Genomic DNA, 22,431 nt, shown 5'->3' with positions numbered 1-22,431 from the left:
CCTAATTCGGGGTTTGCCTGAATAGCGAAAACGCTAATTCGGGCCGAGCGGGTTCGCGTGCGCGCGCGCGAATGCGTCGCGCGGTTTTTTCCGTCTTCGCGAAACCCTTGCCGGGCGGACGTTCCGGCGGATTCGTCCCCAAAGCGACTGCGTGCGCGCAGTAAAAAGAACCTGCCGGCAAGCGTCATGCCGGCAGGGCGTCACGGTTGTTTCTTGTTGCAACGCAACGCCCGCCCGATAACGGCGATGGTATGCTGGCCGGCATGGAGTTGTACGGCAGGTTGCTTGCATGGCGAAACTCGCGTTCGCACGCTCATACGAGACATCACATTCTCTCGCCCGCATCGCGGCATCGACACGCGCTCCGCTCGCGCGTCCCGCCTTGCGCGTCGCTGCATCCTGCGCTCCGATCGCATTCCTCATCTCGCGGGCTCGCCCCGCACCCCCCATCCCCGCCCAATAATCTGGAGACATTCCCATGTCGCAAAACACTACGGCCGAAGCAACGCACGGCCCGCTGATCGCTCCGCCGGCATTCGTCAAACATCGCAAGCTGATCGACTGGGTGTCGCGCATCGCCGAGCTCACGGAGCCCGAACGCGTCGTGTGGTGCGACGGTTCGCAGGAAGAAAACGACGCACTCTGCCAGGCGATGGTCGATCAGGGCACGCTCACGCGCCTGAACCCGGCGAAGCGCCCGAACTCGTATCTCGCGCAATCCGATCCGTCGGACGTCGCGCGTGTCGAGGACCGCACCTTCATCTGCACGCCGTCGGCCGACGACGTCGGCCCGACCAACAACTGGATCGCGCCGGACGAGATGCGCGAGACGCTGAACGGGCTGTTCCGCGGCTCGATGCGCGGCCGCACGCTGTACGTCGTGCCGTTCTCGATGGGCCCGCTCGGCTCGCCGATCGCGCACGTCGGCGTCGAGCTGTCCGACAGTCCGTACGTGGCGGTGAACATGCGGATCATGACGCGCATGGGCCGCGAGGTGTACGACGTGCTCGGCGAGGACGGCGAGTTCGTGCCGTGCGTACACAGCGTCGGCCACCCGCTCGAAGCGGGGCAGAAGGACGTGCCGTGGCCGTGCAATCCGGTGAAGTACATCGTGCACTTCCCCGAAACGCGCGAGATCTGGAGCTTCGGCTCGGGCTACGGCGGCAACGCGCTGCTCGGCAAGAAGTGCTTCGCGCTGCGCATCGCATCGACGATGGGCCGCGACCAGGGCTGGCTCGCCGAACACATGCTGATCCTCGGCGTGACGTCGCCGGCCGGCAAGAAGTATCACGTCGCGGCGGCATTCCCGTCCGCGTGCGGCAAGACCAACTTCGCGATGCTGATTCCGCCGCAGGGCTTCGACGGCTGGAAGGTCACGACGATCGGCGACGACATCGCGTGGCTGAAGCCGGGCCGCGACGGCCGCCTGTACGCGATCAACCCGGAAGCCGGCTTCTTCGGCGTCGCGCCGGGCACCGGTGTGAAGACCAACCCGAACGCGATCGCGACGCTCAAGGAAAACGTGATCTTCACGAACGTCGCGCTGACGGAAGACGGCGACGTGTGGTGGGAAGGGCTGACCGACACGCCGCCCGCGAAGCTGACCGACTGGCAGGGCAACCCGTGGACGCCTGAAATCGGCAAGGAGACGGGCCGCAAGGCCGCGCATCCGAACTCGCGCTTCACCGCGCCGGCGTCCCAATGCCCGTCGATCGACGGCGAATGGGAGAACCCCGCCGGCGTGCCGATCGATGCATTCATCTTCGGCGGCCGCCGCTCGACGACCGTACCGCTCGTGACCGAAGCGCGCGACTGGGTCGAAGGCGTGTACATGGCCGCGACGATGGGCTCGGAGACGACCGCCGCGGCCGTCGGCCAGCAAGGCATCGTGCGCCGCGACCCGTTCGCGATGCTGCCGTTCTGCGGCTACAACGTGAGCGACTATTTCGCGCACTGGCTGAAGCTCGGCAAGCAGCTCGAAGGCGCGGGCGCGAAGCTGCCGAAGATCTACTGCGTGAACTGGTTCCGCAAGGACGCGAACGGCAAGTTCGTGTGGCCGGGCTTCGGCGAGAACATGCGCGTGCTGAAGTGGATGCTCGATCGCCTCGAAGGCAACGGCGGCGGCGGCGAGCATGCGTTCGGCGTGTCGCCGGCCTATGACGACCTGCATTGGGACGGGCTCGACTTCACGCGCGAGCAGTTCGATTGGGTGACGTCGATGAACGCGGACGAATGGCGCGAGGAGCTGAAGCTGCACGCGAAGCTGTTCGACACGCTGAAGCTGCGTCTGCCCGCCGAGCTGACCGACACGATGAACAAGATCGAACAGCGCATCGGCGGCTGACGATCCGCATCGACGCAACGAGGTCGCGCAGTCAACGCCCGAACGTCCCGCCGCCGGCATGCATCGCCGGCGGCGGGACGTCGTCGTTTACGCTTCGCGTCTTGTTTCGTTTCGCGTGTGTCGCGTGTGTCGCGCCGTGTGCCTACGCGCCGCAATGCGCGACCACTTCGTTCACCGCGCGCTGCACGTCGCCGCGCCGGTAGCGCAGCAGCGCGGTATCGGCAGGATCGGGCTCGTACGACACGACGTTGCCGCGCCCCGTATAGATCGCGAGGTCCGGCAGCAGCGGATGCGCGTGGTCGAGCGACGGTACCGTCTGCGGATTGCCGGCCGCGCGGAAGAACGCCGCGAAGTAGTCGGCGAAGCTCAGGTTCTCGTCGCCGACGAGATAGGCCTTGCCGGTTTCGCCGCGTTGCAGCGCGCCCCGGATCGCTTCCGACAGCGATTGCGTCGAGATGAAGTTGCTGCCGCCGGCTGGCCCGTATACCGGCAATCCGGCGATCTTGCCCTGTGCGTAGCGGGTATATGCGGCGAACATCTCGTTGCGCAGCCCCGGCACCGACCCGACCACGAACGGCGCATTGACGCTGCACACCGCGAACGACGGCGACCCGAGCGCGCGCACGCGTTCGTCGGCGAGATGGCGCGAGCGCACGTACGGCACGCTGTCGACCAACTCCGGCGCGACCAGCGGATAGAAGCTGCCGACCAGCACCGCGCGCTTCACGCCGGCCTCGCGCGCGAGCGCGAAGAAGCGCGGCACCGCTTCGACGTTCGCGCGTTCCCAGTGCGCGGCTTCGTCGGTGCCCGGCGGCAGATGACGAATGTCGTTGCCGGCCGCGAACACGATCGCATCGAACGGCGCGAGATCGTCGCGCGTGAAGTTGCCGGCCACGTAGTCGCGCTGCAGCACGTCGAATTGCGTGAGCGCGCTGCCCGGTGCGGGCGGTTTGCGCGCGGCGAGCGTCACGTGGTTGCCCTGCGCGTGCAGGTGCAGCGCCGCGTGGCCGCCGATGAGGCCGGTGCCGCCGATGATCAGGATTTTCATGGTGTCTCCGGTGACGGCGCAGGCGCGCCGTATCAAATGAACGGATGCCGCCCAGACATTGCTTCGAGCGCCTGGCGCACGTCCTGCGCGCGGGCCGCGCCGATGCCGCCCGCGCCGCCCGTGACGAGCGCGGTGCGGCCGGCGAGGGGGCGTGACGAGCGCATCGTTCAGCCCTCCAGCGGCAGGTCTTGCGACCAGTCGACGTGCAGCGTGCGCGCGGCGAAGCGCCACGCCGCGCCGTCGAACACGCAGCGGTCGCGATAGCGCAGCCCCCAGTCGAGCTTGCGCTTCACGCCGTCGCGCACATAGACGTGGCACGCGACGCCGTACGTCTCGACGTCGGCCTCGCCGCCGTCGAGCGTGACGAGCTGGTTGTGCACGTGATGCTGGGTCGTCTCGTAACGCTCGATCACACGCATGCCGGCGACGATCACATCGCGGTCGTCGAAGCGGAAACCGGGGCCGTCGAGCCGCGCGTCGGCGGTGAAGAGGGCGGCAAGGCGCGGCCAGTCGCGCCGGTCGACGGCTTGCGCGTAACGGCACGCCAGCTCGTACAGCGCGTGGCGGGGATTCGAATCGGTCATGCAGTGCTCCCGTGGATGTACGGAAAGAGTCGGCCACGCCGCGCATGCGGACGTGGCGGCATTGCGACGTCGATGCGCAGGTTCGCATCGGACCGATCGATCCTCATCGTCCATACGGAGCAGGGCGCGGCTCGGGGAAAACACCGGGAGCGGCGATCGCGCATCGTCCGATGCTGCGGCGCGGCGTGCGTGATGCGGCATTCGCCGGAGGATGACGCGGCCGGTCACGCAAGGCAGTCGCTCATGCTTTTTCCAATCGACTCGGCGAGCCACCTCACGCGATGTTGCGCCGCAAAACGCGTCCGGCGCCTGCCTCGCGTTTGCCCCTAGTCGAAACGGACGATGGCTGCGGGCCCGGCGCTGGCTACCGTGCAGTCATCCGGTGTGGTTGCCACCGAGCCGGATTCGAACCGCGGGAGCGGTCAACCGAAGGGGACGACGATCATGAGACTCACGACTCGCAAGCTGTGCGTATTGGCGATGGGCACGTTCGCTGCGATGGCGATGGCGCGATACGGCGCCGATCGCGTCCCGTCGCCGCCGTATGCGGCCGGCATCCTGCAATGCCGCTCGGTCGACCAGAACGGCCTGCCGACCGGTTGCGTGCCGATCGAGCCGTCGCACTTCGGTTTCGCCGCATTGCGCGGCATGTGACGCCGGCGCGGCCGTGCGCCGTGTCGGAAGGACGCCGCTGTGACACGGTGCAGCGGCGTGCGGACGGCTTGCGCGAAGGCCATCGCGGCATGAGTTGCGCATCGGCCGGATCGCATTGCCGATCCGGTCTCTCGTCATTCGATTCCCGGCCGCCGCGCGATGTCGCGCCGCCGCCCCGCATTCACGACGCCGCACCGCCCGTATCGGCATCCACGACGCGGTGACGTTCGCATCCGGCCGCGACGCAGCCAGGCCAGCCGCCACCCCGACCATCGCCTTTCACGCATTCCGTTCACGCCTATCCACGCCCATGTCATCCGAATATTCCCTGACCCGCCCCCTGAACGCCCGCGACGTGCATCGCTGGGACGCCGAACACGACGTCGTGATCGTCGGCTTCGGCGCGGCCGGCGCATGCGCGGCGATCGAAGCCGCGAGCGCCGGCGCCGACACGCTGATCGTCGAACGCGCGTCGAGCTACGGCGGCACGAGCGCGCTGTCCGGCGGCGAGATCTACCTCGGCGGCAGCGGCGGCACGCCGGCGCAGCGTCAGGCCGGCTTCGTCGACGAAACCGACGACCTGTATCGCTACCTGATGCTCGCGGGCGGCCGCGACGCCGACGAAGCGAAGGTGCGCGTCTATGCGAATGAAAGCCTCGCGCACCACGACTGGCTGGTCGCACAGGGCCTCACGTACAAGAACACGTTCATTCCCGAGCGGATCGTCGAGCCGGAAACCGACGACTGCCTGATCTGGTCCGGCAGCGAGGAAGCGTGGCCGTTCTGCGACGCCGCGAAGCCGTGCCCGCGCGGCCACACGCCGCAATGGCCGGGCTGGGGCGGCGGCCAGATGCTGATGCGCGTGCTGGCCGGGCGCGTGCAGGCGCTCGGCGTCGCGACGCGCTACGACACCCGGGCGCTCGCGCTGATCGTCGACGATGCCGGCGCGGTGCGCGGCGTCGTACTGCGCGCATACGGCGAGACGGCGTTCGTGCGCGCGCGCCGCGCGGTGATCCTGTGCGCCGGCGGCTTTGCGATGAACCGCGACATGGTGCGCCGGCACGCGCCGCAACTGCTGCGCTCGAACGAACCGATCGGCAGCCCCGGCGACGACGGTTCGGGCATCCTGCTCGGCCAGAGCGCGGGCGGTGCGGCGATCCACATGGACCAGGGCTTCGTCAGCCTGCCGTTCTACGCGCCCGAATCGCTGATCCACGGGATCTTCGTGAACGCGCGCGGCCAGCGTTTCATCAACGAGGACGGCTATCATGGCCGCACCGGTCATCATGCGTTCCATCAGGCCGACGACCGGATCTACCTGCTGGTCGATCAGGCGACCTACCAGGCGCCGCCCGACATCGCGCGGATCGGCATCGCGGCGGCGGGCGAGACCTGGGAAGAAGTCGAGCGCGATCTGCGGATGCCGGCCGGCACGCTGACGGCGACCATCGACGTGTACAACCGCCATGCGGCCGAAGGCGTCGATCCGCTGTTCCACAAGGCGAAGAAATGGCTGAAGCCGCTGATCGAACCGCCGTTCGTCGCGCTCGATTGCCGGATCGACTACGCGTTCTACCCGCATTTCACGCTGGGCGGGCTCGATACGCTGCCGACCGGGCAGGTGCTCGACGCGACGCGCACGCCGGTGGCGGGCCTCTATGCGGCCGGCCGCACGAGCTGCGGGCTGCCGCGCTGGGGCGCCGGATACAGCTCGGGGCTGTCGCTGGCCGACGCGACGTTCTTCGGACGGCAGGCCGGCCGCCACGCGGCGCAGGCGCTGACCGACGCGTTGCGCAGCGCGGCGTAGTTCATCCGGAAAAAACGACGCCCCGGGCAATTGCGTTGCGCCGGGGCGTCGTCGTTCGATGCGGACGTCACGCGGACGTCCGCCGGTCATCGCGCCGTCATGCGAGATCGAGCGCGTTGGTCAGGTCGCCCGGCGGCGTTGCGTTGCGCGCCGCGAACGCCTTGTCGCGCGCGGCGACGCCGTCGAGCGGCGCGAGCCCGTGCACGCGGCTGATGAAGCGCAGGATCGAGTTCGTGTCGTACAGCGTGTGATCGACGTGGCCCTTCTTCGCGAACGGCGAGATCACCAGCGCCGGAATCCGCGAGCCCGGGCCCCAGCGATCGCCGACCGGCGGCGCGACGTGATCCCACCAGCCGCCGTTCTCGTCGTGCGTCATCACGATCACGGTGTTCGCCCATTGCGGGCCGCGCCGGATGTGCTCGATCACGTTCGCGATGTGACGATCGCCCGATTCGACGTCCGCGTAGCCCGCGTGCATGTTCAGGTTGCCCTGCGGCTTGTAGAACGTGACGGCCGGCAGGCGGCCCGCGTCGATGTCGGCGATGAAGTGGTTGGTCGACGGTTCGTCGCCGAGGCCCGCGTCGCGCAGGTACCGGCGGCGCGCGTCGGTGCCCGGCGCGTAGTTCGCGAAGTAGTTGAACGGTTGATGGTGGTACTGGAAATCAGGCACGGTGCCGGTATCGCGGTGGTCGAGCGCGTACTGCCACGCGCCGCTGTACCACGCCCAGTCGACGTTCTTTTCCGACAGGCGATCGCCGATCGTCGCATGGGCCTGCGGCGGGATCACGCGGTGATCCGACGGGTCCGCATACGCGGCGTTGCCCGGGTCGGGCGGCGGCACGTAGCTCGGCTGGTACGGCGGCGCCATCGTGTTGACGCCGTAGCCGTCGGGCGTCAGCGGGCCGTCGCCCGCGAACTTCGGCGGACCGTCGAGCGCGGACGCCGGCGAATCGGCGGCGAGCGTCAGGCGCGTGCCGGCCGGATCGTCGCCGTCGACCTTCGACAGCAGCTTCCCGGCATGCGGTTGCTTGTGCGCATCCGGATAGATCGGCGGTTGCGCGGAAATCAGGAACATGTGGTTGAGCCACGAACCGCCGAAGGCCGCCATGAAGAAGTTGTCGCACAGCGTGTATTGCCGCGCGAGATTCCACAGCCGCAGCGTGTCGGCCGAATTGCGGTAGTGGCCCATCACGAGGCCGCCCGAATCGGCCCATGCGGCGAACTGATCGTTGCGCCCGCCCGCGATCTGCATCTGGTTCTGGTAGAAGCGGTGCCACAGGTCGCGCGTGATCACGCCGTTCGGCAGCGGCTGGCCTTGCGTGTCGGCGAGCCGGAACGGCGCGTTCGGCAGCTTGTCGATGTCGCGCTCGGCGATCGCGTAGCGCTTGCCGTCCACTTCCTGCGCCTGCGGCACGAGCCCGCCCCAGATCTTCGGCAGCACCGGCAGCGGCGTCTTGCCGTCGCGATCGAGCTGCTGCGCATGCGCGGGCTGCACGTCGCTCAGCGGATAGCGCACGCCCGGGAAATCGCCGTACAGGTTCGCGAAACTGCGATTCTCCGCATAGATCACGACGATGTGGCGCACCTGCCGGCGCAGCGCTTCGTCGAGCCGCAGGTCGGCGGCGGAGCGCGGCGCGCCGCCCGGCACGGTCTCGCAGCCGCCGAGCGCGACGCCCGCGCCGAGCGCGGCGAGGCCGCCGAGTACGCGGCGGCGCTCGGGATCAACGGGAAGGTCGTCGGGGCGATCGGGGGTGTCGTTCACGTCGTGTGCTCCTCGAATGGGCGGTTGTCGTTCGATGCGCGGCAGCGTCGCACAGCCTGCCGCGACGCGAGACGGGACGCAACAACCGCATGGGCGATTGCGCCACGCCATGCGGTTGTCACAAAAATGTCACGAATGCGACTATAACGCGGCCGGCCGCGCCGATGAAAGGTGTTTGTCGGACGCTGCGCGACGCGCGTGCGCGAACTAGACTTGAATGAGGGGCGGCGCGTCACATGGTGTTGCCCTGGAGAAGGTCGCCCGGTGGCGTCGGCCGACGGTGCCGCCGCGGTGTCATTCATGCGACGAAACGAGGCGACGATGGCGCGGATGCATGCCGTGCGCGCCGGGCTGCCGATGCCGTGCGCCGGCCGGGCGCGCGAGCACGCGCCAGCACGCCGCACGGTGCACGCAGCCGGCCCGATGCGATGGACAGGAAACTCGACTACGCAGGATTGCTGATCGCGGCAGGCTTCTTCGTGCTGTTCGCCGCGCAGTTGCTGATGCTGCGTCCGGCGTCGACGGTGATCGCGTACAGCGATTTCCACCGGCTCGTCGCGGCACGGCTCGTCGACGATCTCGAGATCGGCACGACCGCGATCTCGGGCACGTTGAAGATGCCGCAGGCCGGCCCGATGCTGCCGGCGTCCGAGGTCGAGTCCGTGAAATCCGCCGGCACGCCGTGGCGCTTCTCGACCAATCGCGTGACCGACCCGCAACTGATCGATACGCTGACCGCCGCCGGCATCCGTTATCACGGTGCGTCCGACACCGGCTGGATCACGTCGCTCGCGTCGTGGCTGGTGCCGCTCGTCGCATTCGTGTTCATCTGGAACCTGATGCTGCGCAAGCGCGGCGGGCTGCAGGACTTCACCGGGATGGGCAAGAGCCGCGCACGCGTGTATGTGCAGCAGGAAACCGGCATCACGTTCGACGACATCGCCGGTATCGACGAAGCGAAGGCCGAGTTGCAGCAGCTCGTCGCGTTCCTGCGCAACCCCGATCGCTACCAGCGGCTCGGCGGCAAGATCCCGAAGGGCGTGCTCGTCGTCGGCGCGCCGGGCACGGGCAAGACGCTGCTCGCGCGCGCGGTGGCCGGCGAGGCAGCCGTACCGTTCTTCTCGATCAGCGGCTCCGCGTTCGTCGAGATGTTCGTCGGCGTCGGCGCCGCTCGCGTGCGCGACTTGTTCGAACAGGCGCAGCAAAAGGCACCGTGCATCGTGTTCGTCGACGAGCTCGATGCGCTCGGCAAGGTGCGCGGCGTCGGGCCGATGTCGGGCAACGACGAGCGCGAGCAGACGCTCAACCAGTTGCTCGTCGAGATGGACGGCTTCCAGGCCGGCTCCGGCGTGATCATCATGGCCGCGACCAACCGGCCGGAAATTCTCGATCCGGCGCTCTTGCGCCCGGGCCGCTTCGATCGGCACATCGCGATCGACCGGCCAGACGTGAACGGCCGCCGCCAGATTCTCGGCGTGCACGTGAAGCGCGTGAAGCTCGCGACCGACGTCGATCTCGGCGAGCTCGCGTCGCGTACGCCGGGTTTCGTCGGCGCGGATCTCGCGAACGTCGTCAACGAGGCCGCACTGCATGCGGCCGAACTCGGCAAGCCGGCGATCGGGATGGACGATTTCGACGAGGCGATCGATCGCGCGCTCACCGGGCTCGAGCGCAAGAGCCGCGTGATGAACGCGCAGGAGAAGCTGACGATCGCGTATCACGAAGCCGGTCACGCGCTCGTCGCGGAGAGCCGCGCGCATTGCGATCCGGTGAAGAAGGTGTCGATCATTCCGCGCGGCGTGGCGGCGCTCGGCTACACGCAGCAGGTGCCGACCGAGGATCGCTACGTCCTGCGCCGCAGCGAGCTGCTCGATCGCATCGACGCGCTGCTCGGCGGGCGTGTGGCCGAAGAGCTCGTGTTCGGCGACGTGTCGACGGGCGCGCAGAACGATCTCGAACGGGCGACCGCGATGGCGCGTCACATGGTGATGCAGTACGGAATGAGCGAGAAGATCGGGCTCGCGACGTTCGACGACGGGGACGGGCACGCCGGCATGCCGGGCGGATGGCGTGCGGGGGACGGCCGCTGCAGCGAGCACACCGCACGGATGATCGACGACGAAGTGCATACGCTGCTGACCGACGCGCATGCGCGTGTCCTGGCGACGCTGGGCGCGCGTCGCGATGCGCTGGAGCGGATCGCGCGACGGTTGCTCGAATGCGAAGTGCTCGAACGCGACGCGTTGCAGGCGTTGATCGATGGACGTATCGCACCTTCCGCACCTTCCGCGGCTTCCGCGGCTTCCGCGGCTTCCGCCGATTGCGCGTCAGCCACCGACGCAAATGCGCCGGATCAGGCAACGGCAGTCGAGCGCGATTTCGTCGCGTACGGGACGCCGCGCGAACCCGAACGCTGAAGCGCGGATCGCGCCCGGCGCGACGCGCGGCCCGTCAGGATCGCATCGCGTCGGCGCGATGGCCGTTACGTTGTCGGTCGGCAAGACATGGGCCGATCTGGCGGCGGCAACGCGTGTGCTCGACCGCTTCGATGCGTATTGCGCGGTGACCGAGAGCATGCGCGACGGCATCCCGATCGCGGTGACGGTGCAGGACGTGAACGGCGCGGTGCTGGGGCCCGCGATTAGCGTGAACGGGCCCTAGACCGCGAGACGACCGGCGCGTGAGCCGTGCGGCAGGATGCGACGCGTCAGGACTCGGTCGCGGCGGCGACTTCGGCCGCTTCCGTGAGTGCATCGAGAAAGCGGGTGCGCCACCAGTGCACGTCGGTCTTGCGCACGATCGCCATCAGCGCGTCATGACGCTGGCGCCGCTCGTCGAGCGGCATCGTGAGCGCGCGCTGGATCGCCTGCGCGGTGCCTTGCGTGTCGTACGGATTGACGAGCAGCGCCGGCTTCAGTTGTTCGGCCGCGCCCGCGAAACGCGACAGCACGAGCACGCCCGGATCGGTTTCGTCCTGCGCGGCGAGAAATTCCTTCGCGACCAGGTTCATCCCGTCGCGCAGCGGCGTGACGAGCGCGACGCGGCTCGCGCGATAGAGACCCGGCAGGCGCTTGCGCGCCACCGTGCGGTGGATATAGCGCATCGGCATCCATTCGAGCTCGCCGTAGTCGCCGTTGATCGCACCGCACAGGCTGTCCATCTCGCGGCGCAGATCGTCGTACGCGCCGAGATCCTCGCGGCTCGGCGCGGCGATCTGGATCAGCGTTGCGCGATCGCGATTCTCCGGATACTGCTCGAGCAACTGGCGGAACGCATGCACGCGCTGCGGCAGCCCCTTCGTGTAGTCGAGACGGTCCACGCCGACGAGCAACTGGCGTCGCGAGTATTCGTCGCGCATCCGCTCGAACATGTCGATGCCGTCGCGATTCTCCGCGAGCGCCGCGAATTCGTCGACGTTGATGCCGATCGGAAACGCACCGGCCGACAGCGTGCGGCCGAACGCGCGCAGGCGGCCGTCGGGCAATCGTGCGGCGCCGGCTTCGGCTTCGACGTAGTGCTCGAAGTGCAGCAGGTCGGATTCGGTCTGGAAGCCGACGAGGTCGTACGCGAACAGCGAACGCATCAGCCATTCGTGCTCCGGAATCGCGGCCATGATCGGCGGCGGCGGCATCGGAATGTGCAGGAAGAAGCCGATCGGATTCCGGCAACCCATCGCACGCAGTTCGGCCGCGAGCGGAATCAACTGGTAATCGTGGACCCAGATGGTGTCGTCGGGGCGCAGCAGCGTGCCCAGCTTGCGCGCGAAGAGCTGGTTCACGCGCCGGTAGCCGTCTGCGAAGCGCCGGTCGAACTGCGCGAGGTCGAGCCGGTAGTGGAACACCGGCCACAGCACGTTGTTCGAGTAGCCGAGGTAATACGCGTCGTAATCCTGCGGATCGAGATCGATCGTCGCGAGGTGAATGCCGCCGACGTTCTGGATCTGCACCTCGTCGCCGTGCGCGGGATGCTCGCCTTCGCCACGTAGCCTGCCGCTCCATCCGAACCAGACGCCGCCCGATTCCTGCAGGCTGTCCTTCACGGCGACGGCGAGCCCGCCGGCTGCGGCTTTACGGGGATCTGCGATGCGATTGGATACGACGACGAGTCGGCTCACCGGTTCTCCTGCGAGGGTTGGGGAATTCATGCGGCCAGGGCGCGAAGCGGACGCCGCCATCGACGCAAAACGCGCGACGGGGCCGCGAGACGATCGGACGGGAGTCAGGGCATGCGATTCGCCGTTCGAACGTGAGGTGCTTTTTAAGCATACTCGTCATTCGGCTGATTTAAAAGTGCATGACCGGGATCAACGGACAGGCCAATGCGATGCGACAGTCGCTGCTCATCGCGTTTTTCGGCCGGGACCGGAAATTGCGTAGTGCTGCAAATGCAGCGTGTGCATAGGGCGCGGACGAAGGGGCAGGGGCGTTGCAGGCGGGGTGAATGATCGTGCTCGTGCACATGTCGGGTCGAGCGCAATCGCGTCGGCATGGCGTCGATTTGATCGAATGCGATGTACCGATCGGTGCCGTGATCTTGCGCGTCAGACACGGGCCGCCACCCACCGCGATCACGATCAGGCAGATCGCCGACAAGAGTTGTTTGCGCGCGGCAGTGTCGCGATCGGCGAATGCCGGTGCGATCGCGATTTCACGTTCGCGCATATAAGTTGCGTACGCATCGATCGATTAAACAAGTTGTGCGGGAATCCAACTGCATTACTAATCAATTTATGCGATCGCATCGTCATGCTTGCCGGCCTGCGCGAGTCCGGCGATGTTCAGCGTGAGGGGGCCGTTGCTGGTTTCGGCACCACGATTTCGCCGACCAGTTCGCGCGAACTCCCGAACGCCGATAACCCGCATTGACGATTTATCTGATTCGTATTGCGGGTGCCGAATCGCGTTCGAGCAGAAGCCGGGGCCGGAGTCGATGCGCGGCAGCGGACCAGGCGATGCCGGTAAACGAAAACCGGCGCCCGGTTTCCCGGGCGCCGGACAGGCCCGCGGCACGCGCCGCAGGGTTTGGCGGATCAGAACGTCGTGCGCAGGCCGGCCATTACGCTGCGGCCGCCTTCCGGCGCGAAGCCGCGCACGACCGAGGTCGCGTAGCGGATGTCCTGGTTCGTCAGGTTGTCGCCGCGCAGGTACGCGAGCCAGTGCGTCGCGCGCATGCGGAACTTGTACGTCAGCATCACGCCGAGCGACGTGTAGCCGTCCGTCGAGAAGTCGTTATCGGGCACCCGGTGCTGCGACCACGCATGCGTGAGCTGCGCGCGCGCGCCGAACGGGCCGTATCCGTAGTCGGCCGCGAGCGTCGCGCGCAACGGAGCGATGCGCGGCAGCGGCTGGCCGGTATCGACGTTGCGCGCATGCGTGTAGTCGGCGGTGAGTTCCAGGTCGACCGTGTGGCCGCGCCGCGAGAACGCGCGCCATTTGCCGTCCAGCTCGACGCCGTAGAACTCGGCGCGCACGCCGCGATAGATCGCTTCGTTGAGCGCGTCGTCGGTGCCGGGTGCGACCGGTTCGCCGTCGTCGTCGACGACGCGGCCCGTGTTGTACTCGGTCAGGTAGTTCGAGAAGCGGTTGTAGAACACGCCGACGCTGCCGCGGTTCGGGCCGCTCGCATAGCGCAGCGACAGGTCGGTCGACACGGCCTTTTCCTTCGATGCGTTCGGGTTGCCGATCAGGAACTGGCCGGTCGCGTCGTGCGGCCCGTTCGAGTACAACTCGTAGAAGGTTGGCGCGCGCTCCGTGTACGCGACGTTCGCCGCGACCGACCACACCGGCGTCAGCGAGAACAGCGCGCCGGCCGATACGCTGCCGGCATTGAAGTCGCGCGGCTGCGCTCCCGCGAATTTCTCGACGCCGGCCGGATCGGGGTTGACCGTCACGTGCTCGAAGCGTCCGCCGAAGCTCAGCTTCAGCGCCGAATTGACCTGCCATTCCTCGAGTCCGAACAGCGCGACGCTGCTGGTGCGCGTGGACGGCACGAGCATTTCGTCGCCGAGCGCGGAGAACGTGTTCTGGCCGAACTGCACGCCGATCGCGCCTTCGAACGGGCCGATCTTGCGGTGCTGCGCCTCGATGCGCGCCTCGTAGCCGCGATTGCGGAAGGTGGTCGCCGTCTCGCCGTTGTCGACTTCCTTGTGCCGGTAGTCGGTGTACGCGAAGTCGAACTTCAGCTTCGTGAACGGCCCGCTCAGGTTGCGCACCTCGGACGCGAACGCGAGGCGTTCCTGGCGCATCCGCAGCCGCACGTCGTCCTCGGCGACGGAACCGTAGTTCGATTCGTAGCCGCTGTACGACAGGCCCGCGAAGCCGTCCGTCCACGTGTACGACGCGCCGACCGCGCCACCGTGCACGCGGCCGTCGCTGTTCGGCACGTTGCCGTACGGCTGCGGCGTGTCGGGGCCGTCGGTCGCGCGCTGCCCGCTGCTGCGCGCATAGCCGGGAATCCGCAGCTTGCTCGCCTCGCGATCGAACGCGTCGACGTGGAACGCGAAGCCGCCGCTGCCGCCCTCGACCTGCGCGGCGCCTGCGCGAACCGAATTCGCCCCGCCATAGCGTGCGTCGAGCGCACCCGTCACGCCTTCGATCGCTTCGCGCGGAATCCGGTTGTCGATGGTGTTGACGACGCCGCCGACCGCGTTGCCGCCGTACAGCAGCGCGGCCGGCCCGCGCACGATCTCGACGCGCTCGATCGACAGCGGATCCTGCGGCACCGCATGGTCGTACGACAGCGACGACGCATCGTAGGCCGCGACGCCGTTCTGCAGCAGCCGGATCCGGTCGCCGTCCATCCCGCGGATGATCGGGCGGCCGACCATCGGCCCGTAGGTGGTCGTCGACACGCCGGGCAGGCCGTTGAGCGTTTCGCCGAGCGAGTCGGCCTGGCGACGCGTGAGCGCGTCGCCGGACAGTTGCGTGGTCGGCGCGACCAGTTCGGTGTCGCCGAGCGGGTTCGCGGTCACGAAGATCGGTGCGAGCGTCGTGGCCGCCGGCGGATTCGCCGGGGTGGTCGTATCGGTCTGCGCGTGCGCGACGGCGGCGAAGAGCATCAGCGAAACGGGCGAGAGCGGGCGAAGCGGTAGACGAGGGAGGTCGCGCATGGTCGGTGAATCGATTGGAATCGGATCGGAAAACGAGGCATGCGGGTCATCGCTGGATACGATATATTGTTGCGTATGCGACGCGCAATGACCCGCTGGAACATGACTCGACGAGGCCCGGCCACCCGGTAGGAACGGCATTCGAGGCGGACGAGTACGCGAAATGATATGTTATATCATTTCAAATTCCAAGCAGAACGGCGGCTCGCTGTAGGGTTTCTGTCGGATCGGTGAAATGGAGGCCGGGGCGGACAATGCCGGCGGGACGACGGGGCGGCGGCGGGCGAGCGTGCTGGAGCGTGTGTCGGCGAGGCTTGCCGGGTAACGCGAACGCCGTGGATCGGGCGACGCCGCGCTTTGCATTTTTCCCGGGAAATCAACGGGATGCAGACGGGGGCGCAATGTGCCGCGACCGCCGCCGGACAGCACCGCGCACAACGAATTGTCCGTCAGCGCTCCGCCGGAAACCGGTCCTGCAACGCATGCAGCCAGCGCGCGACGACGTCGAGTTCCTCGTCGGAAAACCCGTCGCACAGCTTGCCGTTGAGTTCGCGCAGCAGCACGCGGGCGCGCTTGAGCGCCGCGTGGCCTGCGTCGGTCAGGAACAGGCGCGTTGCCCGCCCGTCGTCCGAATCCGCGTGACGCGCGAGCAAGCCGGCTTTCGCCATCCGGTCCGCGAGCCCCGTCATCGCGGACGGCGCCAGTTGCAGCGCCGCGCCGACTTCGCCGATCAGCGCGCCGTCCTGCTTCGCGAGACAGAACAGCACGCCGGCCTGCGCGGCGCTCGCCCGCGTATCGGTCTCGGCCAGGCGGTCGACCCAGCGCTGCACGCGCCGCTGGCCGATGTTCAACAGGAAAAACAGTCGTCGGTCTTCGCTCAAGCTCGGTTCCCGGTCGCAATGGAAAGGGGCGGGCGATCCGCGGCGCGTGACGCATCGAGCGCCTGCGCGAGCCAGTCGGCGACACCGGGCCATAGCACCGTGCCGGGCCGGCTGCGGAAGAAACCCATGTGCCCGACCGGTCCGCTGCCTGCCGCGTGCGGATCGATCTGGCGGCGTTCGACGGCCGCCCGGGTCAGGTAGCTTACCAGCAGGTCGATCGCGCGCGGGTTCGCCCACGGGTCGTCGTCGAAGCCGAGCGCGAGGATCGGCAACTGCTGTTTCCCGAAACGCTCCGCGGCGCCCAGCGTCGGATCGTCGAAGAAGTAGCGCGGCAGCGTGGTCCAGCGGCTCCATTCGCGGAACACGCCGGCCGGCAAGTCCTCGCCGAGCCCGAGCCGCTTGCCGGGCACGTAGCCGAGCAGCGCGGACGCGAGCGGGCCGAGCACGCGCAGGATCAGCCGCACCTTCAGGCGCTCCGCCGCGCGCGAAATCAGCCGCGTACTGCCCGCGTGCGCGGCGACGAGCACGGCCGCGCGCAGATGCGCGGTGCCGGCCGACAGCCCGATCGCATGCCCGCCGACGCTATGGCCGACGGCCAGGAGCGGCAGCCCGTCGTACGCTTGCCGCGCCCATGCGATCGCGGCGCCGACATCGAGCTCGACCCAGTCGCGCATCCGGGCCTGCAATGCGCTCAGGCGCGCGGGACGCGATGCGCCGATGCCGCGATAGTTGTAGGTCAGCGCCGCGAACCCGCGCTCGGTCAGGAAGCGCGCGAAGCCCGCGTACAACCGTTCCGGCACGGCCGTGGCCGGATGGATCAGCACGAGCGCGCGCGGCGCGGCGTCCGGCGACCACAGCGTGCCGCGCAGCGGATAGCCGTCGGCGGCGGCAAATTCGATGGGTTCGGATGTCATGACGGTCCTCGGTCGGCCAGTTATTTCGTATGCGAAATATAGTTCAGGATTTATTTCGTGTACGAAATATCTATCGAGGAATCATTCGAGCGGCGCGTCGCGAAGCGCAGTTCACGGCCTCTGCCGCGATCTGCACTTCATAAAATATTTGCATCTTTGCATATCAGAATATTGCGTTTGTCTCATGATGAAGATCGACGTATCTTCACCGGTTCCATCCCGTCCGCCGGCCATCGTGCACGGCGGACAACCGGGCGCCGCCGTCGCGCGGCAGCCTGCCAACCTCCGGGGAGATCACGTTGCTGAGCCGAATCGTCACGGCGCTCCTGCTCGCGCTTGCCGCGCAGCCGGGCCTCGCGAAAGACACCGTCACGCTGCGCGTCGGTGAACAGAATTACTTCAACATCCAGGCGTCGATGGAGGCGTCCGGCGTGCTGAAGGACCTGCCTTACACGATCGAGTGGAAACACTTCCAGGCCGCCGCGCCCGTCGCCGAGAGCCTGAACGGCAACGCGATCGACCTCGGCTTTCTCGGCGATTCCGCGCTGCTCACGCTGGCCGCGCGCGGCGCGCCGGTGAAGGTCGTCGCGGTGTCGCGGCAGAGCCTCGACGGCGTCGCGATCCTCGTGCCGAAGCATTCGCCGGTGCGCACCGTCGCCGACCTGCAGGGCAAGACCATCGCGGTCTGGCGCGGCGCGTGGAGCCAGCAGCTCGTGCTGCGCGCGCTCGAACACGCGGGCCTGCGCGCGGATTCCGTCAAGTACGCGTACCTGATGCCGATCGACGCGACCAATGCGCTCGCGAACGGCTCGGTCGATGCCGTGTCGCTGTGGGAGCCGTTCGTCAGCACGCTCGCGCTGCGGCAGGGCGCGCGGCCCGTGACGACCGCGCAAGGGCTGATGCCCGCGCTGAGCTTCGTCGCGGCGAACGAGCAGGCGGCTACGGGCAAGCGCGCGGAAATCACGGATTTCCTGAAGCGCGTGGTTGCCGCGCGTCAGTGGGTCGACAGCCACCCGCGCGAGTACGCGGACCTGTGGGCGAAGCGCGCGAAGCTCGAGCCCGACGTCGCGTACCGCTGGCTCGACAACGCGCACCAGCGCGTGGGCCCGGTCGACGAGACGGCCGCGAAGGACGCGCAGAACACAGCCGATTTCCTGCACAAGGCCGGCGTGATTCCGGCCGCTTACGACACGTCGAAGCTGCTCGACCGCTCGTATGCGGGCGCGTTCGCGACGCCGGCGCAAAAGACGGCCGCCGCGCAGTGACCGTGCCGCCGTGCCGCGCCGGCAGGCGGCGCACGGCGGGTTCGCGATCCCGATCATTGTTCCGGCCATTTCCGGTCGACAACCAGAAGGACACTCCGACATGCCCGTCGACATCATCGGCATGATCACCGCGACACCCGGCGCGGAGGTCGACGTACCGGGCGGCGCTGCCGTCCAGCCCGACTACGTGCGGCGCTTCGCGCACGCACACGAAACGGCCGGCTTCGACCAGATCCTGGTCGGCCATTTCAGCAACGCGGCGGACGGCTTCGTCGTCGCATCGTTCGCGGCCGCCGCGACCGAACGCCTCCGCATCCTGCTGGCGCACCGGCCGGGCGTGATCGTGCCGTCGGCCGCCGCGCGGCAGATCGCGACGCTCGACGTATTCAGCGGCGGGCGGCTCGCGCTGAACGTCGTATCGGGCGGCGACGACGCCGATCTGCAGCGTGACGGCGACTTCGTGCCGCACGACGCGCGCTACCGCCGTACCGGCGAATATCTCGACGTGCTGAAACGCATCTGGTTGGCCGACGCGCCGGTCGACCACGACGGCGAGTTCTACCGGATTCGCGGCGCGTCGCCGCTCGTGAAAGGCGCGCAGCGTCCGCACGTGCCGATCTACTTCGGCGGGTCGTCGCCGGCCGCGCTGGCCGTCGCGGGGCAGCACGCGGACGTCTACATGACGTGGGGCGAACCGCTCGCATCGGTACGCGAGCAGATCGCGCGCGTGCGTGCCGCTGCCGCGCCGTTCGGACGCGCGCCGCGCATCAGCGTGTCGTTTCGCCCGATCGTCGCGGACACCGAAGCCGCTGCATGGGAGAAGGCCGAGGCGATCCGCGAGCGCGTGCGGGCGGCCCGGCTCGCGAACGGCCAGCCGATCGACGGCCATGCGCCGCAGAATGCGGGTTCGCAGCGATTGATGGCCGCCGCCGCGCAGGGCGACGTGCTCGACGAACGGTTATGGATGGGCGTCGCGAACCTGACGGGCGCGCGCTGGAATTCGACCGCGCTCGTCGGCACGCCCGAACAGGTCGCGCGGGCGCTCGGCGCGTACTACCGGCTCGGCGTGTCGACGTTCCTGATTCGCGGCTTCGATCCGCTCGACGATGCGCTCGATTACGGGCGCAGGCTGATTCCGGCGATCCACGCGCACGTTGCCGAGCTCGACCGGTACGATGCGGCGGTGACTGCGTAGACGAACGCAGCCGCTACCGCGATTCGCCCCGGCATTTCCGTGACGGAGGGCCGGGGCGATGTCGTTTCGGGCGTCGTCACGGCAGTGACTCGGCCCGTCGCATCAGAACGACGGCAACCCGGGCGGGTTCGTTTCCGCGCGCGCGATCGCCTCGCTCTGCAACCCCCAGCGCGCGAGCGCCTGCCCGTAGCGGCCGTTGCCGATCAGCGCGTTCGTCGCGAGCGTGAGCGCCGGCGCGAGCCCGCTGCCGCGGCGCGTCGCGATCGCGACATCCGCGGTTGCCGGCCAGCCCGCGTTGACGACGCCGACCCGCCGGATCTTGCCGTCGCGCGCGGCCTCGTACGCCAGCGACGCGTTCGGGTTCAGCTCGGCATCGGCGCGGCCCGACAGCAGCGCGACGCGCGACGCCGCATCGTCGTCGAAATAGAGCAGTTCGGTCGCCTTCAGCCCTTGCGCGACGTTGCGCCGGCTCCATTCGAGCAGGATGTGCTCCTGGCTCGTGCCGGCGCCCGTGATGATGCGCAAGCCGGCGATGTCCTTCGGCCCGTCGATCTTCGCGATCGGGCTGGCCGTTCGGACGTAGAAGCCATGCAGCCCGAGCCGGTAGGTCGTGAAGTCGTATTTCTCCTTGCGCTTCTCGGTCACGCCGACGTTCGAGATCACCGCGTCGTACTTGCCTGACGTGAGGCCCAGCGGCCAGTCGGCCCATGCGATCGGCAGCAGCACGAGCGTGCGGCCGAGGGTATCGGCGACCAGTTGCGCATAGTCGGGATCGGCGCCGACCACGGTGCGCGCGTCGGTCGCGTAAGTCGATACGGGCGGCGCATGCGGTGCGATCGCGACCGTGAACGCGCCGTCGCGCACCCAGCGGTAGCCGCCGGCCGCGCGAATCGCCGCATCGTCGCGGGACGCGCGGATCCGGCCGGCCTGGCGCGGATCGAGGTCCGCCGTCGCGGCGGCGGCATCCGCCGCATGCCAGCGCAGGCCGGCAGCCGCGGCCAGCGCGGCGGTCATGAAGTGGCGTCGGTCGATCATCGTGCGGGGTCTCTGAAGTCGTGAGCGGCGTGCATCACAGCACCCGCGACAGGAATGCGCGCGTGCGCGCATGGACGGGGGCGTCGAGCACGATGGCGGGCGGCCCCGACTCGACGATGCGGCCGCGCTCCATGAACAGCACGTTGTCCGCGACTTCGCGCGCGAAGCCGATCTCGTGCGTGACGATCACGAGCGTGGTGCCCGAGCGGGCGAGTTCCTTGATCACGTCGAGCACTTCGTTCACGAGTTCCGGATCGAGCGCCGACGTCGGCTCGTCGAACAGCAGCACCTTCGGCCGCAACGCGAGCGCCCGCGCGATCGCGACGCGCTGTTGCTGGCCGCCGGACAACTGGCGCGGGTACGCATCGGCCTTGTCCGCGAGCCCGACGCGCGCGAGCAGCGTGCGCGCGGTGCGCTCGGCGGCATCGCGCGCCGCGCCGGCGACCGCGATTGGCGCCTCGATCAGGTTCTCGAGCACCGTCAGGTGCGGGAACAGGTTGAAGTTCTGGAACACCATGCCGACCGCCGTGCGCCGCTTCAGCACGTCGCGCTCCTTCAGCTCGTGCAGCACGTCGCCGTCGCGGCGATAGCCGATCAGCTCGCCGTCGATGTCGATGAAGCCGTCGTCGACGCGTTCGAGGTGGTTGATCGTGCGCAGCAGCGTCGACTTGCCCGAGCCGGACGGCCCGACGATCACCGTGACGCTGCCGCGCGGCGCGACGAACGACACGTTGTCGAGCACGCGCTGCATGCCGAACTGCTTCGACACGTTGTGCACGGCGACTTCGCCGCCAGTGCGCGCCGACGGCGGCGCCGCCGATGCGTCGGCGGCATCGCCGTGAGCCGGCACGGCCGCCGACGCACGCCGCCACAGCGCGCTGACGCGCGCCAGCACGAACGTCAGCGCCGACGGCGGCGGGTTGCGCAGCGCGCCGCGCGCATAGTGGCGCTCGACTTGCACCTGGATCGCCGACAGCACGGTCAGGATGATCAGATACCAGACGGTCGCGACCATCAGCAGCGGAATCACGTCGAGATTGCGGCGATAGATCACCTGCACCGTGTAGAACAGCTCCGGCATCGCGAGCACGTAGACCATCGAGGTGCCTTTCGCGAGCGTGATCAGGTCGTTGAACGCGGTCGGCAGGATCGCGCGCATCGCCTGCGGCAGCACGATCCGCGAGGTCTGGCGGCCGCGCGGCAGGCCGAGTGCGGCCGCGGCTTCGAGCTGCCCCTGGTCGACCGCGAGAATGCCGCCGCGGATCACTTCCGCGGAAAACGCCGCGTGGTTCAGCGTGAGGCCGAGCACGGCCGCGAAAAACGGGCTGATCAGGTCGGTGGTCGGCGTGTCGAACCACACGATGTCGGTGAACGGCACGCCGAGCCGCACGTGTTCGTACAGGTAGCCGAGGTTGTTCAGGATCAGCAGCAGCACGATCAGCGGAATCGACCGGAACAGCCAGACGAAGGTCCACGCGCTCGCGGCGAGCAGGCGCGAGCGCGACAGCCGGGCCAGCGCGACGAACGCGCCGAGCGCGAAGCCGAACACCGCGCCGAGCAGCGTCAGCACCAGCGTGCGCGCGAGCCCGGACAGCACCGGCGGCGACAGGAACCATTCGGCGAACACCGGCCAGCCCCATTGCGGATTGCCGAGGATCGAGTACAGCGCAAGCGCGATCAGCACGAGCGCGAGCGCCGTGCCGGCCGTGCGGGACCGGTGGCGGGCCGGCACGATGCGCAGGCGCGTGCCGGCGTCGCGCGCGCCGGGGGAGGAGAGCGGCGGCATTGCGCCGCCGAGGTGGGTCGTGTCGCTCATGTCGGTGAATGTCCTCGA

At 68.5% G+C, this 22,431-nt stretch carries 18 protein-coding genes; 7 read left to right on the top strand and 11 right to left on the bottom strand.

Annotation, left to right across the window (positions count from 1 at the left end):
• Nucleotides 1-478 precede the first annotated feature (478 nt).
• A complete protein-coding gene (locus DCN14_RS07885; protein ID WP_096499461.1) occupies nt 479-2,344 on the top strand; it encodes a phosphoenolpyruvate carboxykinase (GTP) in 1,866 nt (621 codons plus the stop codon).
• A 142-nt stretch (nt 2,345-2,486) separates the two neighbouring features.
• On the opposite strand, the gene DCN14_RS07880 is transcribed toward DCN14_RS07885, so the two are convergent.
• Genes DCN14_RS07880 through DCN14_RS07875 form a run of 3 tightly spaced genes read right to left on the bottom strand, consistent with a single transcriptional unit; the run spans nt 2,487 to nt 3,976 of the window.
• The gene (locus DCN14_RS07880) at nt 2,487-3,392 is read right to left on the bottom strand and encodes an NAD-dependent epimerase/dehydratase family protein (RefSeq protein WP_096499459.1); all 906 of its coding nucleotides are present in this window, start codon (nt 3,390-3,392) and stop codon (nt 2,487-2,489) included.
• A gap of 32 nt (nt 3,393-3,424) precedes the next feature.
• Nucleotides 3,425-3,556: a hypothetical protein gene (locus tag DCN14_RS38990; protein WP_275896808.1), complete on the bottom strand. Its 132-nt coding sequence runs from the start codon at nt 3,554-3,556 to the stop codon at nt 3,425-3,427.
• A 3-nt stretch (nt 3,557-3,559) separates the two neighbouring features.
• A complete protein-coding gene (locus DCN14_RS07875; protein ID WP_096499457.1) occupies nt 3,560-3,976 on the bottom strand; it encodes a nuclear transport factor 2 family protein in 417 nt (138 codons plus the stop codon).
• Nucleotides 3,977-4,420: 444 nt separating this feature from the next.
• On the opposite strand from DCN14_RS07875, the gene DCN14_RS07870 reads away from it, so the two are divergent.
• Both DCN14_RS07870 and DCN14_RS07865 read left to right on the top strand, forming a co-directional pair.
• Nucleotides 4,421-4,630 (top strand): hypothetical protein, encoded by a 210-nt coding sequence (locus tag DCN14_RS07870; protein ID WP_096499455.1) that lies wholly within the window; start codon nt 4,421-4,423, stop codon nt 4,628-4,630.
• Nucleotides 4,631-4,940: 310 nt separating this feature from the next.
• Nucleotides 4,941-6,437, top strand: a complete 1,497-nt coding sequence (locus DCN14_RS07865) for an FAD-dependent oxidoreductase (RefSeq protein ID WP_096499453.1) — start codon at nt 4,941-4,943, stop codon at nt 6,435-6,437.
• A 97-nt stretch (nt 6,438-6,534) separates the two neighbouring features.
• Here DCN14_RS07865 and DCN14_RS07860 read toward each other — a convergent pair whose 3' ends face one another.
• A complete protein-coding gene (locus tag DCN14_RS07860; RefSeq protein WP_096499451.1) occupies nt 6,535-8,199 on the bottom strand; it encodes an acid phosphatase in 1,665 nt (554 codons plus the stop codon).
• Between the two features lie 428 nt (nt 8,200-8,627).
• Here DCN14_RS07860 and ftsH point away from each other — a divergent pair, with 428 nt between their 5' ends.
• Both ftsH and DCN14_RS07845 read left to right on the top strand, forming a co-directional pair.
• Complete coding sequence (gene ftsH / locus DCN14_RS07850; RefSeq protein WP_096499449.1) at nt 8,628-10,616, top strand: ATP-dependent zinc metalloprotease FtsH; 1,989 nt, start codon at nt 8,628-8,630, stop codon at nt 10,614-10,616.
• Nucleotides 10,617-10,674: 58 nt separating this feature from the next.
• Nucleotides 10,675-10,860, top strand: coding sequence for a hypothetical protein (locus DCN14_RS07845; protein WP_240327188.1), 186 nt, complete (start codon nt 10,675-10,677; stop codon nt 10,858-10,860).
• A gap of 46 nt (nt 10,861-10,906) precedes the next feature.
• On the opposite strand, the gene otsA is transcribed toward DCN14_RS07845, so the two are convergent.
• The 5 genes from otsA to DCN14_RS07820 all read right to left on the bottom strand — a co-directional run bounded on the left by otsA (nt 10,907) and on the right by DCN14_RS07820 (nt 17,102).
• A complete protein-coding gene (gene otsA, locus DCN14_RS07840; protein ID WP_096499447.1) occupies nt 10,907-12,313 on the bottom strand; it encodes an alpha,alpha-trehalose-phosphate synthase (UDP-forming) in 1,407 nt (468 codons plus the stop codon).
• Between the two features lie 169 nt (nt 12,314-12,482).
• Nucleotides 12,483-12,860, bottom strand: a complete 378-nt coding sequence (locus DCN14_RS07835; protein ID WP_115531374.1) for a hypothetical protein — start codon at nt 12,858-12,860, stop codon at nt 12,483-12,485.
• 368 nt (nt 12,861-13,228) lie between these two features.
• Nucleotides 13,229-15,256, bottom strand: coding sequence for a TonB-dependent receptor (locus tag DCN14_RS07830; RefSeq protein ID WP_096499443.1), 2,028 nt, complete (start codon nt 15,254-15,256; stop codon nt 13,229-13,231).
• 500 nt (nt 15,257-15,756) lie between these two features.
• A complete protein-coding gene (locus tag DCN14_RS07825; RefSeq protein WP_096499441.1) occupies nt 15,757-16,188 on the bottom strand; it encodes a MarR family transcriptional regulator in 432 nt (143 codons plus the stop codon).
• Nucleotides 16,185-17,102 carry an alpha/beta hydrolase gene (locus tag DCN14_RS07820; RefSeq protein ID WP_096499439.1) on the bottom strand — a complete coding sequence of 306 codons (918 nt, stop codon included), beginning with the start codon at nt 17,100-17,102 and terminating at the stop codon, nt 16,185-16,187. The genes DCN14_RS07825 and DCN14_RS07820 overlap by 4 nt, the downstream gene beginning before the upstream one ends.
• Nucleotides 17,103-17,401: 299 nt before the next feature.
• Between DCN14_RS07820 and DCN14_RS07815 the strand changes: the two genes are divergently transcribed.
• Together DCN14_RS07815 and DCN14_RS07810 are read left to right on the top strand one after the other, a co-directional pair.
• Nucleotides 17,402-18,367 carry an ABC transporter substrate-binding protein gene (locus DCN14_RS07815; RefSeq protein ID WP_096499437.1) on the top strand — a complete coding sequence of 322 codons (966 nt, stop codon included), beginning with the start codon at nt 17,402-17,404 and terminating at the stop codon, nt 18,365-18,367.
• Between the two features lie 100 nt (nt 18,368-18,467).
• Complete coding sequence (locus DCN14_RS07810; RefSeq protein WP_096499435.1) at nt 18,468-19,562, top strand: LLM class flavin-dependent oxidoreductase; 1,095 nt, start codon at nt 18,468-18,470, stop codon at nt 19,560-19,562.
• Between the two features lie 102 nt (nt 19,563-19,664).
• Here DCN14_RS07810 and DCN14_RS07805 read toward each other — a convergent pair whose 3' ends face one another.
• Together DCN14_RS07805 and DCN14_RS38985 are read right to left on the bottom strand one after the other, a co-directional pair.
• Nucleotides 19,665-20,597 carry an ABC transporter substrate-binding protein gene (locus tag DCN14_RS07805; protein WP_096499433.1) on the bottom strand — a complete coding sequence of 311 codons (933 nt, stop codon included), beginning with the start codon at nt 20,595-20,597 and terminating at the stop codon, nt 19,665-19,667.
• Nucleotides 20,598-20,631: 34 nt separating this feature from the next.
• Nucleotides 20,632-22,413 (bottom strand): amino acid ABC transporter permease/ATP-binding protein, encoded by a 1,782-nt coding sequence (locus DCN14_RS38985; RefSeq protein WP_096499431.1) that lies wholly within the window; start codon nt 22,411-22,413, stop codon nt 20,632-20,634.
• Between the last annotated feature and the right edge of the window lie 18 nt (nt 22,414-22,431).

This window comes from Burkholderia sp. IDO3, from assembly GCF_003366075.1.
Lineage (GTDB): Bacteria > Pseudomonadota > Gammaproteobacteria > Burkholderiales > Burkholderiaceae > Burkholderia > Burkholderia anthina.
The sequence above is the reverse complement of the archived record's forward strand: the minus strand, read 5'-3'. Positions and strand labels throughout refer to the sequence as shown.

What these genes read in the sequence shown, in the direction of transcription:
- ftsH (WP_096499449.1), top strand. Translation starts at nt 8,628, where the DNA reads ATGGACAGGAAACTCGACTACGCAGGATTGCTGATCGCGGCAGGCTTC.
- DCN14_RS38985 (WP_096499431.1), bottom strand. Translation starts at nt 22,413, where the DNA reads ATGAGCGACACGACCCACCTCGGCGGCGCAATGCCGCCGCTCTCCTCC.
- DCN14_RS07865 (WP_096499453.1), top strand. Translation starts at nt 4,941, where the DNA reads ATGTCATCCGAATATTCCCTGACCCGCCCCCTGAACGCCCGCGACGTG.
- DCN14_RS07830 (WP_096499443.1), bottom strand. Translation starts at nt 15,256, where the DNA reads ATGCTCTTCGCCGCCGTCGCGCACGCGCAGACCGATACGACCACCCCG.
- DCN14_RS07880 (WP_096499459.1), bottom strand. Translation starts at nt 3,392, where the DNA reads ATGAAAATCCTGATCATCGGCGGCACCGGCCTCATCGGCGGCCACGCG.
- DCN14_RS07805 (WP_096499433.1), bottom strand. Translation starts at nt 20,597, where the DNA reads ATGATCGACCGACGCCACTTCATGACCGCCGCGCTGGCCGCGGCTGCC.
- DCN14_RS07875 (WP_096499457.1), bottom strand. Translation starts at nt 3,976, where the DNA reads ATGACCGATTCGAATCCCCGCCACGCGCTGTACGAGCTGGCGTGCCGT.
- DCN14_RS07885 (WP_096499461.1), top strand. Translation starts at nt 479, where the DNA reads ATGTCGCAAAACACTACGGCCGAAGCAACGCACGGCCCGCTGATCGCT.
- DCN14_RS07820 (WP_096499439.1), bottom strand. Translation starts at nt 17,102, where the DNA reads ATGACATCCGAACCCATCGAATTTGCCGCCGCCGACGGCTATCCGCTG.
- DCN14_RS07810 (WP_096499435.1), top strand. Translation starts at nt 18,468, where the DNA reads ATGCCCGTCGACATCATCGGCATGATCACCGCGACACCCGGCGCGGAG.
- DCN14_RS07870 (WP_096499455.1), top strand. Translation starts at nt 4,421, where the DNA reads ATGAGACTCACGACTCGCAAGCTGTGCGTATTGGCGATGGGCACGTTC.
- DCN14_RS07845 (WP_240327188.1), top strand. Translation starts at nt 10,675, where the DNA reads ATGGCCGTTACGTTGTCGGTCGGCAAGACATGGGCCGATCTGGCGGCG.
- DCN14_RS38990 (WP_275896808.1), bottom strand. Translation starts at nt 3,556, where the DNA reads ATGCGCTCGTCACGCCCCCTCGCCGGCCGCACCGCGCTCGTCACGGGC.
- DCN14_RS07835 (WP_115531374.1), bottom strand. Translation starts at nt 12,860, where the DNA reads ATGCGCGAACGTGAAATCGCGATCGCACCGGCATTCGCCGATCGCGAC.